Below are 13,254 nucleotides of genomic sequence, written 5' to 3' on the forward strand. Positions count from 1 at the left end.
GTATTTGGTGGTGCATGACACTGAAATCCACCACAGAACCCTGCGGGAGCGAGCCAGCTCGCGATAGCGGCCTGTCAGGCGACATCAATGCGGAACGTGATAACCCGCTCAACGCGGCATATACCCCAACTGCCATCGCCGTGGAATCTTCAGCGACAGCAATCCAATCGCGCCCGCCAGCAACCCGCTGACAAACAACGCCTTGAGCCCAAGGTGGTGTTCCAGCACCGCGCCGAGCACGGCACCGGCAAACATCCCCGTCCAGGGAATCAACTGAACCCGCCAGCCATTACGCCGCTCACCGAGCATCCAGCGCCCCAGCCCACGCCCGAAGCGCGACAGGGCGCCGGTGACGTAAGTGAGGCCGACCGGCAAGCCGTTCACTTCCTCCACCGCCGCGTTGAGCATGCCCATGGCGATGATTGTCGCCAGCAGTGCCGGCAATTGTTCGTCAAAAGGCCAGGCCGCGGCGCCGCAGAGCAGCATTGCGATGCCCAGCAGCAAGGGCAGCGCCCGGCGGCCACCGAGGCGGCTGACGACAATGCCCAAGGCGTTGCCGACAATGAAGGTGGTCACGAGAATCAGCAGGCGCAGGGTCAGCCCGAGATCGCCGTCGCTGATGGCCACGGCGAGGCGGGTGGTGTTGCCGCTCATGAAGGAGACAAAGTCGCCGCTGGCCATGAAGCCGATGGCGTCAGTCATGCCGGCGAGCACCGAGAGCGCGGCCACCAGCACCATGCCGATGCGTCCGCGCCATTTCTGGATATGAAGATGGCCCGGGCTGGCGCGAGAAGTCGAGAGAGATGGCAACATCGGCGAAAGTCGTCCTCAGGCAGCGACCATCAGGGTCACTTGATCAATCCATGTAGTTCGCAATACTCCAGCCAGTCCATACCGGCCATCTCGGCCACTTCCTTGTGCACTTCAAGACGCTGAGAATCGTAGTCTTCAGGCGTCACGGCGGTCAATTGCAATGTCAGCTCCCAGGCAAACAGACCCAGGCGCTCGGCTTCGGCCTCGAAGGCCTCATGCAAGCGCTCGTCACGATATTGCGCCGCAGTCTCGCCTTTGGCCTGGGCCAACAGCGGGTTGAGGTTGTCGAGCTCATTGCGCAGCTCAGGACGCTCATCGAGAAACTTCTTCAGCGCTTTTTCGTGTTGCTGTTCGGTTGCCGCCATGGTCGCTCCTTGAGGCCCGGGTTTACGAAGATTGCTTCTTGCTGGCCTTGGCCGCAGCCGCCAGGCACTCGAGGGCAAACTGCTCGGGGTAGGTCATCTGGATCGGCGTGGTCTCGCCTTTGACGGTGCGTTCGCCGTCGAGGATGTAACGGATTCGTTTGTCGGTGACGCCAATGCGCTTGGCGATCCAGGACGGCGTCTGACCGATCTGGCTGATCAGCTTGTCAGCGTATTCGGCGGTCGGTTTGTAATACTCGGCGTTGGGTGTCATGACCTTTCCAGAAAATGAGCCCGGAAAAAACGGGCGATGCGACGTTAATGGCGCGACAGGGTGCGCGAATCGTCACGCGATGTCGCGGTATAAATGAAGTAAAGCAGAACGATACGCCGTGCCACGGTGATACAGTCCGCTTTTTCTTGATGAGCGAACACAATGCGAATTCTGATGGTGGCGCTGGCCGTGACGTTGCTGGCGGGATGCGCCGGCTCGGTGATGAACGATGCCCGCACCAAAGCCCCTTACAAAACCCTGAAATCGGACAAGCCGGAAAAAGTCGTCGCCCAGTGCGTGCAGTTTTCCTGGCAGGACGAGGCAGTGTTCGGTGTCGATGCCGGCGCGTATTTGCAGCCGGGAGAGAAGGGTGGGTCCACCGTTTACACGCGTTCTGCGGAGTCCTTTGTCGACGTGACCACCGATGCGTCAGGCACCGTGTTGAGTTACTACGCACAGCAAGATAACTTTGTGGCCAAGCGCCGCCTGGCGGCGCTGGCGACCTGCCTCTGACCTGAGGCGTTGACCCCCATCCCCTGTAGGAGTGAGCCTGCTCGCGATAGCGGCGGGTCAGTCGACATCAATGTTGGATGTCACTCCGCGATCGCGAGCAGGCTCACTCCTACAGTTGGATGGTGTGGATCATACGAGCAGGTTATGCGTCGTTGATCAGGCGCTTCTGGAAAAAGAAGCGCTTATGCCCCGGCGGGTAGTCGACAATCTGCCCCACCTCGCTGTAGCCCAGCTTCTTGTAGAACTCCGGCGCCTGGAAGTCGAAGGTGTCGAGCCAGACCCCGATGCATTCCTTCTCCCGCGCCACGTCTTCGGCCATCCGCATCAACTTCGAGCCTATGCCTTGTCCCCGACCCTGTTCCGGTACCGATAGCAACTCGATGTACAACCACTGATAAAAAACCCGACCATACAGACCGCCAAGAATCTCGTCATGCTCGTCGCGAATCAGCAGGGCAATGGGCTCCTGCTTCGAAACGCCGGCCTTTGAAGCGTTATAGGCGCGCAACGGCAGCAGGATCGCCTGCTCCTCGGCTTCGGTGGGGTTTTGCGACTGTTCGATACGCAGTTCCATCAGCTCAATCCTTATGGCCATGAGGGGCAACAGCCGCAAGCCTAACGCGACCCCCTGCGGTTGTTCCAGCCCCTTGAGTGGAACCCTCGCTCGCGCCCGGATGTCTAGCCTGAAGAGCGTCCTTCCGGAACGCGGCCAATGAGGATCACCCGTGAATATTTTTGAAGCCCTGCGTGAAAGTCACGACCGCCAGCGCACCTATGCCAAAGCGCTCATCAAGACCAGCGGCGACACCCCGGAGCGGGTCGAGGCTTACAAGCAGCTCAAGTCTGAACTCCAGGCCCACGAAACCGCCGAAGAGCGCCATTTCTACATCCCGCTGATGGCGTTCGACAATGGCGTCGATCTCAGCCGCCACGCCATCTCCGAACACCATGAGATGGACGAAATGATGGAGGAGCTGGATGAGACACAAATGTCCAGCCCGGCTTGGCTGGCGACCGCCAAGAAGCTGTCCGAGAAGGTTCATCATCACTTGGAAGAGGAAGAGCAGAAGTTCTTCCAGATGGCCGGCAAGCTGCTCGACGACAAGCAGAAAGAGGCCCTGGCCGGCCAATACGAAAAGGAATACAAGGCACAGCTTCCCTAGTCGGTACGATGCCCCGATTGCTACCTGGTGATGTAATCCTTTTGCTACACAGGACGTAGGACTTGGATCAGGGTACTGGTTTTATATCCAGTATTTGCGAGTGATCTGCGAAGGCGGGTTCATTCGGGGCTCAAATGGGCTGATGGACAAAAAAAACAGCGCCGTTAGGTTGGAGGCCTCTCCTCAGGAAGGAGAGATCTCAAAATCAACGGAGTGAAAAAATGAACCAACCACAGACTCAACCTCAACTTCGACACGGTCGTGTCACATCCCCCTCCAGCCGCGGTGCGGTCGCCGTAGAGCTGGGGTTGCTGAGTAGCTGGCAAGTCAACGAAATGGAAGGCGGCAAGAACTTCCCTTCGCTGACGGCGGGGCCTTTTCCGGCGCCGTATCAAACCGACAGCGACAGTGTCACGCCACCTGCCGACCGCTACATCCTCAGCGGTGGCAAGACGGATGCCCGAGACTGCATCAACTTCACCAACAAGGAAATGAGCGTCAGGCTCGGCCGCCCCTTCACCTGGCCTTTGTTGAACGTCGATCCGGGCCAGACCTTCAAGGTCACCTGGGAATACACCGCGCCCCATGTCACCCGTGGCTACAGCTGGTTCATCACCAAGGATGGCTGGAGCCCGGAACAGCGCATCGGCCGTGCGCAACTGGAGCCGACATCGTTCTTCGACGACTTCTACACCCAGGTCCCGTACTACAGCCATTCCGCCGAGATGAAAGCCAAGATCAACCACGAAGTGAAATTGCCGGGCAACAAGAAAGGCCATCACGTGATCGTGCTGATGTGGATCGTGGCCAACACCGGCAACGCCTTCTACCAAGCATTCGACGTGGACTTCAAGTAAGCCCGCAGTGTTAATCCCCCCACACGTTCTGAAGGAATAGAACATGTCAAAATTCGACTTTACGTTATTGAAATCGCCACTCGCCGACGCCGCTTCGTTGATGCCGAGTATTGCCGGCAAAAAGATCCTCATGGGCTTCTGGCACAACTGGCCCGCCGGGCCGAGCGACGGTTATCAGCGTGGCCAGTTCGCCAACATCGCGCTGCAGGATGTGCCCAAGGATTACAACGTGGTGGCCGTGGCCTTCATGAAGGGCAACGGCATCCCGACCTTCAAGCCGTACAACTTGTCCGACGCCGAGTTCCGTCGCCAGGTCGGCGTGCTGAACAGTCAGGGCAGGGCGGTGCTGATTTCCCTCGGCGGCGCCGACGCGCACATCGAGTTGCACAAAGGTAACGAACAGCCGCTGGCCAACGAAATCATCCGTCTGGTGGAAACCTACGGCTTCGATGGGCTGGACATCGATCTTGAACAGAGCGCGATTGATTTCGCCGACAACAAGAGCGTCCTGCCTGCCGCGCTGAAGCTGGTCAAGGACCATTACGCCGGTGAAGGCAAACACTTCATCATCAGCATGGCGCCGGAGTTTCCGTACCTGACCACTGCCGGTAAGTACGTCGGTTATCTCCAGGCCCTGGAAGGCTATTACGACTTCATCGCCCCGCAGTATTACAACCAGGGCGGCGACGGAATCTGGGTGCCGGAAGCCAATAACGGCAATGGCGCGTGGATTGCGCAGAACAACGACGCGATGAAAGAGGACTTCCTGTTTTACCTGACCGAAAGCCTGGTGAGCGGCACTCGCGGGTTCACGAAGATCCCGGCGGACAAGTTCGTGATCGGCCTGCCTGCCAACGTCGACGCGGCGGCCACCGGTTACGTGATCAATCCGGCGGCAGTGGTGAATGCCTTCAAGCGTCTCGACGCCAAAGGACTTTCTATCAAGGGCCTGATGACCTGGTCGGTGAATTGGGACAACGGGGTCAATAGGGACCACGTGCCTTACAACTGGGAGTTCAGCCGTCGTTACGGGCCGTTGATCAATGGCAAGCAGCTCTCTTCACAGGAAGACAGCGCGATACCTGACGTCGCCAGCCAGCAGTAAAAAGAAGCCCGGCAGAGATGCCGGGCTTTTTGGTTTTCGCCTACCATGGGGACCTTCTGACGAAAAAAGGATGCGTTGTGATGGCGAACACAGCCGAGCGGGTCAACATCATCGAGTCCCAGGTGTTGTCCCACGACTGGTACTTGCTGAAGAAAATCACCTTCGACTATCTGCGTAACAACGGCGACTGGCAGCGCCAGACCCGCGAGGTGTACGACCGTGGCAATGGCGTGGCGATTCTGTTGTTCAACCGCGAGAAAAGAACCGTCATCCTGACGCGTCAGTTTCGGTTACCGGTGTTTGTCAACGGCCACGATGGTTTGCTGATTGAAGTGGCGGCGGGGCTGCTCGAAGGCGCGGCACCTGAAGAACGCATCCGCGCCGAAGCCGAAGAGGAAACCGGTTATCGCGTGCACCACGTGCAAAAGGTGTTCGAGGCCTACATGAGCCCAGGCTCGGTCACCGAAAAACTGCACTTTTTCATCGCCGAATATGACGCACCGTCGAAAGTCAGCGAGGGTGGCGGGCTGGAAGAAGAAACCGAAGAACTGGAAGTGCTGGAGTGGACATTCGACGAGGCGCTCGAGGCGTTTTATCGCGGGGAGATCTGCGATGCGAAGACCATCATGCTGCTGCAGTATGCGGCGATGAAAAATTTCTTCACCGCTACCTGAGACCTGAGTCCCGAGATCTGAACCCTTAACCCTGTGGCGAGCGAGCTTGCTCGCGCTGGGCTGCGAAGCGGCCCCAAAATACTGGCTTAGTCGGAGATTTTTGCCAGTGCTGCGCACTGGAGCGGGAGCAAGCTCCCTCGCCACAGAGATCGGGGGGGGCAGTCGGCTTAAAACAGCTCGCCCGTCCGGCTAGCCCCGGACCACTCGCAACCTTCCAGCGTCAACAACCGTTCCTTTGCCTCAAGTCCGCCGGCAAACCCCGTTAACTTCCCCGACGCCCCAATCACCCGATGGCACGGCGCAACAATCGAAATCGGGTTCTTGCCATTCGCCGCGCCCACCGCCCGGACTGCGCTTGGATTGCCGATCTGCTCGGCGATCTCGCTGTAACTGCGCGTCTCGCCAAACGGAATGGTCAGCAGCGCCTGCCACACCTTCTTCTGAAAGTCCGTCCCGGCAAAATCCAGTTCCAGATCGAAGCTATTGCGCGTGCCGGAAAAGTATTCCTGCAACTGCTGAACGGCGCGTAGGAGGATCGGGTTATCCGGTGCCTCGCTCATCGGGCCAAGCCGAACCCGGTTCGGCTTGTCGTTTTCCCAGTGGATGGCGGCCAGTCTTGAATCTTTCGCAACCAGTTTCAGCTCGCCGACCGGGGACGCCAGGGTGGTGAAGGTGTAAGTCATGCCGGCGAACTCCTCAGAAGGGCTGAACAGAGGCCAAGCATACTGCCTCGGCGAGGAGGCGCAAAACGCAATCCCGGCCATACTTGCGTCTGCTTTGAAGCGTTTTCTCCGTTTTTAAACAGAGCCTAAAAACAAAAAGAGACCGACTCATGAAGTTCGAACCTTTTGCCAAATCGCTGATTGCGACCTCATTGGCGCTCAGTTGCCTCAGTGCTTACGCAGCCTCCGTGGCCCCGGTCGCGGCCGAAAACGGCATGGTTGTCACGGCCCAGCACCTGGCCTCCCATGTAGGCGTCGATGTGCTCAAGAACGGTGGCAACGCCGTCGATGCCGCTGTCGCCGTGGGTTATGCGCTGGCGGTGGTTTATCCCGCTGCGGGTAACCTGGGGGGCGGTGGATTCATGACCGTTCAACTGGCGGACGGGCGCAAGACCTTCCTCGATTTCCGCGAAAAAGCGCCGCTGGCCGCGACAGCAGACATGTACCTCGACAAAGAGGGCAACGTCGTGCCGGACCTGAGCACCCGTGGTCACTTGGCCGTTGGCGTGCCCGGCACCGTGTCCGGCATGGAACTGGCGCTGAAGAAATACGGGACCAAACCGCGCAAGGAAGTAATCGCCCCGGCGATCAAACTTGCCGAAGACGGTTTTGTGCTGGAGCAGGGCGATGTCGAATTGCTGGAATACGCCACCGACGTGTTCAAGAAGGACATCAAGGATTCCGGCGCGATCTTCCTGAGTAATGGCGAGCCGATGCAGGTCGGGCAAAAACTGGTGCAGAAGGATCTGGCCAAGACCCTGCGGGAAATTTCCGAGAAGGGCGAAGACGGTTTCTACAAAGGTTGGGTGGCCGACGCCATCGTCACCTCCAGCCAGGCCAACAAGGGCATCATCACCCAGGCCGACCTCGACAAATACAAGACCCGCGAACTGGCGCCGATCGAGTGTGACTACCGCGGTTATCACGTGGTGTCGGCACCGCCGCCCAGCTCCGGTGGTGTGGTGATCTGCGAGATCATGAACATTCTCGAAGGCTACCCGATGAAGGATCTGGGCTACCACTCGGCCCAGGGCATGCATTACCAGATCGAAGCGATGCGCCATGCGTATGTGGACCGCAACAGCTACCTCGGCGACCCGGACTTCGTTAAAAACCCGATCGAGCATCTGCTGGACAAGAACTACGCGACCAAAATCCGCGCGGCGATCAATCCGCAAAAAGCCGGCGTGTCCCGCGAGCTCAAACCCGGCGTAGCGCCCCATGAAGGCAGCAACACCACGCATTACTCCATCGTCGATAAATGGGGCAACGCAGTGTCGGTGACCTACACCCTCAACGACTGGTTCGGTGCCGGTGTGATGGCCAGCAAAACCGGGGTCATCCTCAACGACGAAATGGACGACTTCACCTCGAAAATCGGCGTGCCCAACATGTACGGCCTGGTGCAAGGCGAAGCCAACGCCATTGCTCCCGGCAAGGCACCGCTGTCGTCCATGAGCCCGACCATCGTCACCAAGGACGGCAAAGTGGTCATGGTTGTCGGCACCCCCGGCGGCAGTCGCATCATCACCGCCACCTTGCTGACCATGCTCAACGTGATCGACTACGGCATGAACATCCAGGAAGCGGTCGATGCACCGCGTTTCCACCAGCAATGGCTGCCGGAAGAGACCAACCTGGAGACCTTCACCACCAGTCCGGACACGGTGAAGATGCTTGAGGGCTGGGGCCACAAGTTTGCCGGGCCGCAGGATCCCAACCATTTGGCGGCGATCCTGGTGGGCGCGCCTTCGCTGGAAGGCAAACCGGTGGGCAAGAACCGCTTCTATGGGGCCAACGACCCGCGCAGGAATACGGGGTTGTCGCTCGGCTACTAAGGCGTAAGTCCATGGCCACCCTCAAGCTGCGAGGGTGGCCCGACCGAGAAAGTTATTCGTCGGGCTTGGTGACGAGGTTATCCGCCTCGTCCACCTGATACGGCACATGCGCTTCCACGCCATCCTTGCCGGTATGCGCCACGACATTCTTGAATCGCTTGCCGTTCCAACATCGGAAAATCAACGTCGCATTCTCGCCTCCGGTCAACGTTGAACCCAGGCTGCCAATCAGCTTGCTGCGGGCGCCGCCCACCAGGATGCTGTTTTTGCCCGCCGTCAAAACGCTTTTATCGCCGCCCATCAACGTACAGTCATCGCCCGCCGTCAGCTTGCTGCGATCACCGGCCGTGAGGTGGCTATTGCTGCCCGCCAACAGCTTGCTGCGGTCGCCGGCGATTTGGGTGCTGTCCTTGCCGGCGATCAATTTGCTGCGATCACCCGCCGTCTGGACGCTGCCGGCGCCCGCGATGAGGGTGCTGCGATAACCCGCGGTCTGTGAGCTGTCCTTGCCGGCAATCAACATGCTTTTGTGCCCGGCAATTTGCGTGCTGTCGGGACCGGCGATCAATGAGCTTTGATAACTGGCGATCTGGTTACTGCCGTATCCGGCGGTCAGGGTGCTGTGCATGCCGGAGGTCAGGCTGCTGCCATAACCGGCGGTCAATACACTGCGCAATCCGCTGATCAATGTGCTGCCGTATCCGGCCGTGAGGAAGCTGCGGATGCCGCTGGTCAGGCTACTGCCGTAGCCGGCGATCAAGGAACTGTCCTGGCCCGCGGTTTCGGTGCTGCCGTAACCGGCGGTGAGGGTGCTGTTGTGCTGAGCGGTAAGGGTGCTGCCGTAGCCCGCGATCAATGTACTGTCGTAACCCGCCGTTTCGGTACTGCCATAACCGGCGGTAAGGGAGCTGCTGTCCTGAGCGGTGAGGGTGCTGCCGTAACCCGCCGTCAGCGTGCTGTCGTAACCGGCGGTTTGCGTGCTGCCGTAACCGGCGATCAACGAACTTTCGTAGCCGGCGGTTTCGGTGCTGCCATAACCCGCGGTGAGGGAGCTGTTGTCCTGAGCGGTGAGGGTACTGCCATAACCTGCCGTCAGCGTGCTCTCGTAGCCAGCGGTTTGCGTGCTGCCGTATCCGGCGATCAGCGAGCTGTTGCTGCCGGCGGTTCCGGTACTGCCGTAGCCGGCGGTGAGAACACTGCTTTCCCGTGCGGTTTGCGTACTGCCATAACCAGCGGTCAGAGTGCTTTTGTAACCCGCCGTCTGGGTGCTGCCGTAGCCGGCCGTGAGTGAACTGTTTTCCCGAGCGGTGAGGGTGCTGCCGTAACCCGCCGTCAGCGTGCTGTCGTGGCCGGCGGTTTGCGTGCTGCCGTAGCCGGCGATCAACGAGCTGTCGCCGCCCGCCGTCGCGGTGCTGCCATAGCCAGCCGTCAGGACACTGCTTTCCCTTGCGGTTTGTGTGCTGCCATAACCGGCGGTCAGGTGGCTTTCATATCCCGCCGTCTGGGTACTGCCGTAGCCGGCGATCAGCGAACTCTCATGCCCGGCGGTTTCCGTGGTCCCGTAACCGGCCGTGAGAGAACTGCCGTCCTGCGCGGTGAGGGTGCTGCCATAGCCGGCGGTCAGACTGCTGTCATAACCGGCGGTCTGAGTACTGCCGTAGCCAGCGATAAGCGAACTGTCGCCGCCGGCGGTTTCCGTACTGCCGTAACCGGCGGTAAGGGAGCTGCTTTCCTGAGCGGTGAGGGTGCTGCCGTAACCCGCCGTCAGACTGCTTTCATAGCCTGCGGTCTGGGTCGTGCCATAACCGGCGATCAGGGAACTGGCGTACCCGGCGGTTCCGGTGCTGCCATAGCCTGCCGTCAGGGAACTGTTTTCCTGGGCGGTTTGGGTGCTGCCATACCCGGCGGTCAGGGTGCTTTCGTGGCCGGCTGTTTGGGTGCTGCCGTAACCGGCGATCAAGGAGCTTTCCGGCCCCGCTGTGCCGGTGCTGCCATAGCCAGCGGTGAGGGCGCTGCTGTCTTGGGCGGTTTGGGTGGTGCCGTAACCCGCGGTCAACGTACTGTCCTGTCCCGCCGTTTGCGTGCTGCCGTAACCGGCAATCAAGGCGCTATCCGATCCGGCTGTTTCGGTGCTGCCGTAGCCGGCGGTGAGGGAGCTGCCCTCTTGGGCGGTTTGAGTGCTGCCATAGCCTGCGGTCAGCGAGCTGTCGCTTCCCGCCGTTTCGGTACTGCCGTAACCGGCGGTGAGGGTGCTGCCGTCCTGGGCGGTCTGGCTGCTGCCGTAATCGGCGGTCAGTGTGCTTTTCTGCCCGGCGATCTGGGTGCTGCCGTACCCGGCGATCAGCGAGCTGTCATCGCCAGCCATTTCCGTACTGCCATACCCGGCGGTCAATGAGCTGCTGTCGGCGGCGGTCAGGGTGCTGCCGTAACCGGCAATCAATGAGCTCTGACCGCCGGCTGTTTCCGTACTGCCGTAACCCGCCAGCAGATAACTTTGATGCCCACCCGTGAGCGTACTGCCGTACACAGCAGTTTCGAAAGTTTGCGAGGCGTCGGTTTTAGCGCCGATGCCGAAAGGACTGTAACCCTGTGCTCGCCGACTTTCGAATTCGCGACTGGAAGTTTTATTTGGTGATTCAAGTGGGGTGTCGATTAAAGGGATGTTTGCTGATTGATAGTGTTCAATGTGCGCTGCAATGTAATTGATCGAACTGTCTTGAGTGCCCGTGTGAACAACTTCCGCCTCCGGGAACTTGATCATGCCGTCTTCATCAAGTTTTATAATGTGACCAATGTGAACTTCGCACACAACCCATTTGGCATCGGCTCGCAAACTCAGTTGAGTAGAGGAACCTTCTCCCCACAATAAGCCGACCAGGCCGTTCTCGAGTTTCTTGCTGGGCTTCCAGTGCTTGCACACCACCAGGCCGGCGTCCGGCCAGACTTGGCCGGCATGGTCCGACATGTCGTTGGCGCAAGTGCGCAAGACAAGGACTTTGTTGTCACTCATATCATATGTGCTCAATGAATATAACGGCATCAGCGGGAGTCAGGATTGTAAGTACCCATAGCGTTCAAATAGAACGGTCAGGTATTACTTACACGTCACTGGCTGAAATCCATTAAGAGCCAGCGGCAAAGCCGCAGTCCTGTCATTAAACAGGTCGCAGTCCCTGGCGAAACTTCTCGATATCGAAGATTCACCCTAAAGCAATGACTCGGGTATGACCACACTTATTGTGCTTTGGGAGTGTTTAATGTTGTTCGTTACAATAGATAAAGTAATACCGTAATAGTTGATGTGGTTTAATGAATTTTCAATTCAGCTTAGCGGTGTTGGGGCGGGCTGTGTCCGACTGGATAAATTCGCGGACAGGCAGCGATTTCAAGCTATTCCATCGTAGGTGTTTTGCGGCATTATCGACGGTACGCACTCTTCGCTCGGCCCCAGGGAGCAGGTGGCGTACCCCTTAATCTGAAGGACTACTTTAAGGCCTGAGCCCATGACCACTGCATTGCTGATCATCGACGTCCAGCACGCCTTGTGCACTGGCGAGTACGAATGTTTTAAGATCAAACGCGTCATCGAGAATATAAACGGCCTGAGTGCCAAGGCCAGGGAGGCAGGGATTCCGGTCATCCTCATCCAGCACGAAGAAAAGGGCGACCAGCTGCAACATGGTTCTGAAGGCTGGCAACTGGCCGAAAGCCTGAAGACTTCACCGCAAGACCTTCGGGTGCGAAAAACCAACCGAGACTCGTTCTACCAGACCCACTTACAAGCCCTACTGCAAGATTTTGGCTCCGACCGCCTGATCATCTGCGGGCTGCAAACCGACTATTGCGTCAACGCCACCGTCCGCCAGGCCCTGAAGCTGGGCTATGACGTGGTGCTCGCCGCCGACGCGCATTCCACCGTCGACAACGGCAACCTCGCCGCCGAAGACATCATCGCCCAGCACAACGCGGAGCTGGCGCACTTGACGGGGCCCGTGGCACGGATCGACGTCATCCCGGCCAGCGAGATAGCGATTAAGAACTGAAAATATCGATTAGCTCATTCAGGAACGCACTCACCAGATCCCGCTGCCGCGCCGAATGCCGAACCGCCGCATGAAACCCCACCTCATAACGCAGCAGCTCGGGATTCAGCGGATGCAACTGCCCCAGCTGTTCATGCTTCGCCGCATAGTGCTGCGGCAAAAAGCCCAAATGCTGGCCTCACAGAATGAGCAGTGCCGCGCCGTCCATGCTGTCGGTGAGCACGGTCAGGCGTTCGATCGAGGTGGGTGCAGGCATTTCCGGCAAGGGGTGACTGGGCCATACCCAGTCGTAATCGCGGACGTCATCCCGGGTCAGATCCCCCACGTGCTCAAACAGCGGGTGAGCCGGGGCGCAGTAGGCGATCTGGGTTTCCTGGAACAAGGGGAAGTAATTGATGTTGGGCAAGCGGTGCCAGAAGTAACCGATCGCCAGATCGATATGGCTATTGATGATTTTTTCTTCCAGCAGCGACGACGACAGTTCCGTGAAGTGGAAATACAGGCCTTCATGACGAGCCCTTAAACGCGCGATGGCCAGGGCGATTTTCTTGTTGGCAACAGGATCGATCTGACCGAGCAAACCGATATTGATGTTGCCCGACACTTTGCGATTGATGTGCTGGACCTCAACCCGGAAACCTTCGGCTGCCGCCAGCAATCGGCGGGCCGCTTCGACAAACTGACCGCCCTTGGGCGTCACCGAAAATCCGCCGCGACCGCGCTCGCACAGTCGAAATCCCACCCGCGCTTCCAGCGTCGCCAATTGCGCACTGATGGTCGGTTGGGTGGTGTTGAGCGCAGTTTGCGCGGCCGAGATGCCGCCCGCTTCAACGACGGTCAAAAAGACCCGGATCAAGCGCAGATCCAGTTCCGATACAGTGCCCAGCATG

At 59.1% G+C, this 13,254-nt stretch carries 12 protein-coding genes and 2 pseudogenes; 7 read left to right on the forward strand and 7 right to left on the reverse strand.

What is annotated here, in order from left to right:
• Positions 1 to 108: 108 nt before the first annotated feature.
• From RHP74_RS10735 to RHP74_RS10745, 3 genes are read right to left on the reverse strand one after another with little or no spacing between them, the layout of a single operon-like run.
• Entirely contained in the window at positions 109 to 813 is a 705-nt protein-coding gene (locus RHP74_RS10735) for a YoaK family protein (protein WP_042932182.1), read from the reverse strand.
• Positions 814 to 848: 35 nt separating this feature from the next.
• Positions 849 to 1,178 (reverse strand): DUF6388 family protein, encoded by a 330-nt coding sequence (locus RHP74_RS10740; protein ID WP_077748751.1) that lies wholly within the window; start codon positions 1,176 to 1,178, stop codon positions 849 to 851.
• A 22-nt stretch (positions 1,179 to 1,200) separates the two neighbouring features.
• Positions 1,201 to 1,449 (reverse strand): hypothetical protein, encoded by a 249-nt coding sequence (locus RHP74_RS10745; protein ID WP_008154823.1) that lies wholly within the window; start codon positions 1,447 to 1,449, stop codon positions 1,201 to 1,203.
• A 162-nt stretch (positions 1,450 to 1,611) separates the two neighbouring features.
• On the opposite strand from RHP74_RS10745, the gene RHP74_RS10750 reads away from it, so the two are divergent.
• Positions 1,612 to 1,962, forward strand: a complete 351-nt coding sequence (locus RHP74_RS10750; protein ID WP_077748753.1) for a hypothetical protein — start codon at positions 1,612 to 1,614, stop codon at positions 1,960 to 1,962.
• A gap of 142 nt (positions 1,963 to 2,104) precedes the next feature.
• On the opposite strand, the gene RHP74_RS10755 is transcribed toward RHP74_RS10750, so the two are convergent.
• Complete coding sequence (locus RHP74_RS10755) at positions 2,105 to 2,536, reverse strand: N-acetyltransferase (protein WP_010458941.1); 432 nt, start codon at positions 2,534 to 2,536, stop codon at positions 2,105 to 2,107.
• 151 nt (positions 2,537 to 2,687) lie between these two features.
• Here RHP74_RS10755 and RHP74_RS10760 point away from each other — a divergent pair, with 151 nt between their 5' ends.
• The 4 genes and pseudogenes from RHP74_RS10760 to RHP74_RS10775 all read left to right on the forward strand — a co-directional run bounded on the left by RHP74_RS10760 (position 2,688) and on the right by RHP74_RS10775 (position 5,761).
• Positions 2,688 to 3,125, forward strand: coding sequence for a hemerythrin domain-containing protein (locus RHP74_RS10760; RefSeq protein ID WP_145309619.1), 438 nt, complete (start codon positions 2,688 to 2,690; stop codon positions 3,123 to 3,125).
• A gap of 221 nt (positions 3,126 to 3,346) precedes the next feature.
• Positions 3,347 to 3,982: a lytic polysaccharide monooxygenase gene (locus RHP74_RS10765; protein WP_311099315.1), complete on the forward strand. Its 636-nt coding sequence runs from the start codon at positions 3,347 to 3,349 to the stop codon at positions 3,980 to 3,982.
• A gap of 43 nt (positions 3,983 to 4,025) precedes the next feature.
• A pseudogene (locus tag RHP74_RS10770) lies at positions 4,026 to 5,060 on the forward strand (chitinase); the annotation flags it as partial.
• Positions 5,061 to 5,167: 107 nt separating this feature from the next.
• Positions 5,168 to 5,761 (forward strand): NUDIX domain-containing protein, encoded by a 594-nt coding sequence (locus RHP74_RS10775; RefSeq protein ID WP_311099317.1) that lies wholly within the window; start codon positions 5,168 to 5,170, stop codon positions 5,759 to 5,761.
• 167 nt (positions 5,762 to 5,928) lie between these two features.
• On the opposite strand, the gene RHP74_RS10780 is transcribed toward RHP74_RS10775, so the two are convergent.
• On the reverse strand, positions 5,929 to 6,444 hold the full coding sequence (locus RHP74_RS10780) for a methylated-DNA--[protein]-cysteine S-methyltransferase (protein WP_311099319.1): 516 nt from the start codon (positions 6,442 to 6,444) through the stop codon (positions 5,929 to 5,931).
• 149 nt (positions 6,445 to 6,593) lie between these two features.
• Here RHP74_RS10780 and ggt point away from each other — a divergent pair, with 149 nt between their 5' ends.
• A complete protein-coding gene (ggt, locus tag RHP74_RS10785) occupies positions 6,594 to 8,321 on the forward strand; it encodes a gamma-glutamyltransferase (protein ID WP_311099321.1) in 1,728 nt (575 codons plus the stop codon).
• A 52-nt stretch (positions 8,322 to 8,373) separates the two neighbouring features.
• Here the strand turns inward: ggt and RHP74_RS10790 are convergent, their stop codons facing one another.
• The gene (locus RHP74_RS10790) at positions 8,374 to 11,331 is read right to left on the reverse strand and encodes an Ice nucleation protein (RefSeq protein WP_311099323.1); all 2,958 of its coding nucleotides are present in this window, start codon (positions 11,329 to 11,331) and stop codon (positions 8,374 to 8,376) included.
• A 493-nt stretch (positions 11,332 to 11,824) separates the two neighbouring features.
• On the opposite strand from RHP74_RS10790, the gene RHP74_RS10795 reads away from it, so the two are divergent.
• Positions 11,825 to 12,364: a cysteine hydrolase family protein gene (locus RHP74_RS10795; protein ID WP_010458958.1), complete on the forward strand. Its 540-nt coding sequence runs from the start codon at positions 11,825 to 11,827 to the stop codon at positions 12,362 to 12,364.
• Here RHP74_RS10795 and RHP74_RS10800 read toward each other — a convergent pair.
• Positions 12,354 to 13,253 (reverse strand): annotated as a pseudogene (locus tag RHP74_RS10800) (LysR family transcriptional regulator). The gene RHP74_RS10795 and the pseudogene RHP74_RS10800 overlap by 11 nt on opposite strands.
• Position 13,254: the final 1 nt, after the last annotated feature.

It is taken from the genome of Pseudomonas sp. SG20052 (genome assembly GCF_031766055.1).
Lineage (GTDB): Bacteria > Pseudomonadota > Gammaproteobacteria > Pseudomonadales > Pseudomonadaceae > Aquipseudomonas > Aquipseudomonas mandelii.